Here is a 4883-nt window from a genome sequence, read left to right on the forward strand (position 1 = left end):
ATTGACTACGAGTATACCCCCGCCAGCCACGTCACCTGGCTCTTGCTCGCCAACATGGCCTTATGCCTAAACCGGCTTGCCTAAATTCCCAAACACCCTCTTACTGCTGCCTCCAGGCCCATGGGTGGTCCATGACCGGCGACTTTTATGCCGATCTCTTTCGCGATCTTGTTGATGGAGTCATAAACACCCTGGTTGTTTCCGCCGAGGTATTTGATAAAATCGTAGCCATCATTCTGGTATCCTTTCAAGAGCGTGCGCAGATCTTGCTTTTGCAATTTTTCGTCTACCACTATTTTGGGAGAACCAACAAAAAGATTAGGCCCGATTACGTCTTTGTTCATGATCTTTCGTTTCCAATCCAAAATTACCGGCGCTCCCCGCATGATCCTGAGTGATGTGATGCCCCGCGACAGGTTGAGAAACAGGTAGTCGTCAATGGGAAAGGGTTCGCCGTCTACGTTGGGAAAATGGGCATGCATGTCGTAAAGTCCGGGCATGACGAATTTGCCTTGCGCATCAATCACAACCGTGCCCTTGGGGAACTTTTGCTTGTTGCGCCCAACTTCCACGATCTTACCATTTCTGACAAGGACATTGGTGTTGGATGCGATTGATCCCGATTGTACATCCACCACGTTCACACCCCGGAAGGCATAGCTTCTTTCCGCCTTTTTAAGGGATTGGCTGTTGCCCACAATGGAAAAAACGCAGAGCAATAGGAAATAGTAGTACTTCATTGTCAGAACGTGTTTGGGAATTGGGATTGAGCCTATATAAAAACGAGTCAGTAAGTTGTAGTCGGAGTTCCTAGGCTCCAGGCTACATTATGGTTGACGGCTATCAACCCCTCACTGACTCGCAGTGGCAAGTTATTCAGTTGCTGCTGCCGGTGCAACGGCGGAGAGCATCAAAAAGTGTGGGGCAATCATATTGCAGGCTATGACATTAGGGACTCCGTTGTCATCTGGACTGACCGAAAAATAGGGCTGCCTGAGGTGGTCCAGTCAGGCTGGACAGTTTTGAAGTGGTCTAGCTAAGCCAGACACAACTGGGACGTGGTTTGAAGGGGGGGTTCGAAGTGTTTGGGCGAGTGGTAGCCGAGGGCTGAGTGGCGGCGTTTTTACTACCCAATGGGCTCTTCCGATTTTCTCCCCGACCTTCGGCCACCATTTTGCCGTTTGCGTTGTTATCACGGCCCTAATAAACGCCTCCCCTTTTGTCTGAACAACCTACGTTTACCGATCCTTACGCGCTGGAAAAAGAACTGCGCAAGGTGCAGGCCCTCATGAAGCTCGAGCAGCAGGAGGACCTGGAGCAATTCAAAATCAAGAGTGCCCAGTCTACCATTGCCGAGCGGCAGAAGCGCGGGCTGACCTGGTACCCGGTCAAAATCGTCAAGGAGGAAATAGGCTTCGGCGGCAAGCTGGTACTCGAAATTGAGCGCCCGGCCGCCCAAAGCGGCCTGCACCTGTTTCAGGTGGGCAAAAACGCCGCCCTGTTCGGCAACATCCCCGGCCGCTCGGCCACCGACCGGCCTACCCTCTCGGGCGTGATTACCAGCGTGAAGCGCAACAAGATTCTGCTGGCCACCAACAAGGAAGACCTGCCCGACTGGATCGACGACGGCAAGCTGGGCGTGGACCTGACCTTCGACGAGGTGAGCTACCGGGAGATGGAGTTTGCCCTGGGCAAGGTGATGGGGGCCTACGAAACCCGCCTGGCCGAGCTGCGCGACGTGCTGCTGGGCGCCCGCCCCGCCCGCTACCGCGACGAGGCCGAAGCCACGCTCTACTACCCCAGCCCGCTTAACGACTCCCAGCTGGCCGCCGTGCGCCACGTGCTGGCCGCCAAGGACGTGGCCATCATCCACGGCCCGCCCGGCACCGGCAAAACCACCACCCTGGTGCAGGCCATTCTGGAAACCATCCGCCGGGAGCGGCGGGTGCTGGTGTGCGCGCCCTCGAATACGGCCGTGGACCTGCTCACCGAAAAGCTGGCCGAGCGGGGCGTAAACGTGATTCGGATGGGCAACCCCTCCCGGGTGTCGGACCTGCTGCTCCACCACACGCTCGACGCCCGGATCATGGAGCACAAGAGCTACCCGGAGCTGAAAAGCATGCGCCAGACCGCCGAGCAGTACCGCGAGCAGGCCGGCAAGTTCAAGCGTCACTTCGGCTGGGAGGAGCGCGAGCAGCGCCGCCTGCTCAAGGAGCAGGCCCACCTCATGCTCCAGGACTCCGACAACCTGGAGCGCTACATCACCGAGGACCTGCTCGACAAGGTGCAGGTGATAACCTGCACGCTGGTGGGGGCCTCCAACCGCGCCATTCGCCATCTGACCTACGAAACGGTGTTTATCGACGAGGCCGCCCAGGCCCTGGAGCCGGGCTGCTGGATTCCGATAACGAAGGCCAACCGCGTGGTGCTGGCCGGCGACCATCAGCAGCTGCCGCCCACGGTAAAGAGTGAAAAAGCCGCCCGCGACGGGCTGCGCGAAACGCTGTTCGAGAAGTGCATTCAGCGCCAGCCCGACTCGGCCCGGATGCTGGAAGTGCAGTACCGCATGCACGAGCAGATCATGGCGTTCAGCTCCGAGCAGTTCTACGAGGGCCGCCTGAAGGCCGCGCCCACCGTGGCCCACGCCGATTTGCCCGCCTACGACCTGCGCTTCGCCCCCGACCTGCCGGTGGAGTTTCTCGACACGGCCGGCTTCGGCTACCAGGAGCTGAGCATCGAGGAAAGCCGCTCCACGGCCAACCCCGAGGAAGCCGACCTGCTGCTGCGCCGCCTGGCCCAGCTGCTGGAGCCCTACGACCCCGCCGACCACGAGGAAGACCTGCTCACCATCGGCATCATTGCCCCCTACCGCGCCCAGATCAACTACCTGCGCGACGCGGTGGAAGCCAACGACGAGCTCATGGGCCTCATGGAGCACCGCATGCTCAGCATCGGCACCGTCGATTCGTTCCAGGGCCAGGAGCGCGACATCATCGCCATTACCCTCACCCGCTCCAACCCCCAGGGTGAAATCGGCTTCCTCTCCGACATCCGCCGCATGAACGTGGGCATGACCCGGGCCCGCAAGAAGCTGCTCATCGTCGGCGACTCCAGCACCCTGGGCGGCCACCCGTTCTACAAGGCCTTCCTCGACTACGTGGAAAGCATCGGCGCCTACCGCACGGCCTGGGAGATGCAGTAAAGCCCCTGGCATTGCGAGGCACAAAGCAAGCCGTCCGCTGAAAGGCCCTGAGCTTTCTATCCTAACAAGCCCTTAATCGTTGCTAACGGTTAAGGGCTTCTGATTCTGGGAAAAGACGTTGGCTACCTCGCGCCGGACGGTTTGCTGCGCCATTCTTCCTCACAACACCATGAGGGCTGCCGCAACGCTACCGTTGCAGACCGATGGTATTGGTGCGGGTAGAAATCCAGCCGTAAACCGGATGCAGGCCACTATAAAAAGTTTGATTGCTCGGCAGCTGGGTGATTACCTGGTAGTAGGTCGTGAAATAATAGCGCTGGTCTTTCGGATCATAGTGCCCTGTGCCCTGCCCGACTTGTTTGGCAGTCTGCTTGGGGCTGGCCATGGCATACGCTAGGGAAAGCTTCATGATAGAGTAACTCGACGGATTTAATTCCAATTCCAGAAGCATCGTACCAAGCGAGTCCGGCTTGCAGAGTACCGAGGCGGAATAGGTGGCTTGATCAGCTCCCCCGGATTGTGTCGTCGTCTCCTGATACGGCTTATCTGGGTCCGGACCATGCGACTCCACTTGCCCGGTTACACTGGTAGTAGCGCCCGCCAAAGCGGCACTCACTGCAGGCGCGGGCAGAGTTGTGGCCGAGGTAGTTGCTGGCACTTTCGTAGTGGTGCACTGGCTGAGCAGCACTCCGGCTAAAACGAGAAGACAGGAAATCGGGCTGATACGCATAAGGGCTGACTAAATAGATTCACCAAAGATGACCGGCGAAAGTAGCTGATTTCCCGTAGTTGCCGCGTTGCGAAGTTCCAAAACTGGCTGGGCCACAACCTTGCCCCACAGCTTCCGGTATGTATCAGCCACATACGTGGCGTCGGACAGGTTTACAGGCCTTTTTGCGTAACTAGCCGCCCCAAACCCATTTTTCACTCCTCACCCGGACCCCGGAGTCCTCCCGATTATGGCCCAGATCAGCCCCAACAAAGTCGTCACCATCACCTACGATTTGAGCGTGACCGACGAAAACCAGGAAAAAGTGCTTGTTGAATCCGCCGAGGCCGACGCGCCCATGGTGTTCCTGTTCGGCCAGAGCGGCCTACCCGAAGAGTTCGAAACCCAGCTCGATGGCAAAGCCGCCGGCGATGCCTTCAAGTTCTCCCTCACCCCCGAGCAGGCCTACGGCGAGTACGACCAGCAGGCCGTGGTCGACATCCCGAAGCAAGTGTTCGAAGTCGACGGCCAGATTGACGAGGAAATGCTCCAGGAGGGCAACTTCCTGCCCATGGCCGACAACCAGGGCAACCACATGCAGGGCAAAGTCCTCGAAATCGGGGCTGAAACCGTGAAGATGGACTTCAACCACCCCCTGGCCGGCATGGTCATGCACTTCGACGGCCAGGTAGCCGACGTGCGCGAAGCCACGGCCGAGGAAATGGAGCACGGCCACGCCCACGGCGAAGGCGGCCACCAGCACTAGGGGTTTGTTAAATTGCTGTTCATGAAAACGGGGCCGCAGGGCCCCGTTTTCATGCTATTTGAAAGGAGCTTTGTCTTTACTCTACTTTTCACCGGACTACTTATAGCGGATTCGTGAACGGTGTGGCCAGTGGTCAAGCGGGCTGGGTGTGGTAGCCGCAGTGATCGAACCAATTGCTGGCATTCTGGCTGGTAATCCAGTCGATG

4 protein-coding genes are annotated in these 4883 nt (G+C 58.4%); 2 read left to right on the top strand and 2 right to left on the bottom strand.

Translation table 11 applies throughout. The annotated features are described in order from the left end of the window. Positions 1–80: 80 nt before the first annotated feature. Positions 81–740, bottom strand: a complete 660-nt coding sequence (locus ABD842_RS14060; RefSeq protein WP_345115093.1) for an amidohydrolase family protein — start codon at positions 738–740, stop codon at positions 81–83. A gap of 479 nt (positions 741–1219) precedes the next feature. On the opposite strand from ABD842_RS14060, the gene ABD842_RS14065 reads away from it, so the two are divergent. Further along, positions 1220–3202, top strand: a complete 1983-nt coding sequence (locus ABD842_RS14065; RefSeq protein WP_345115096.1) for an AAA domain-containing protein — start codon at positions 1220–1222, stop codon at positions 3200–3202. A 187-nt stretch (positions 3203–3389) separates the two neighbouring features. Here ABD842_RS14065 and ABD842_RS14070 read toward each other — a convergent pair whose 3' ends face one another. After that, a complete protein-coding gene (locus tag ABD842_RS14070) occupies positions 3390–3611 on the bottom strand; it encodes a hypothetical protein (protein WP_345115099.1) in 222 nt (73 codons plus the stop codon). A 550-nt stretch (positions 3612–4161) separates the two neighbouring features. Between ABD842_RS14070 and ABD842_RS14075 the strand changes: the two genes are divergently transcribed. After that, complete coding sequence (locus ABD842_RS14075; protein WP_345115101.1) at positions 4162–4677, top strand: FKBP-type peptidyl-prolyl cis-trans isomerase; 516 nt, start codon at positions 4162–4164, stop codon at positions 4675–4677. Positions 4678–4883: the final 206 nt, after the last annotated feature.

This window comes from Hymenobacter algoricola (genome assembly GCF_039539525.1).
Classification (GTDB): Bacteria; Bacteroidota; Bacteroidia; order Cytophagales; family Hymenobacteraceae; genus Hymenobacter; species Hymenobacter algoricola.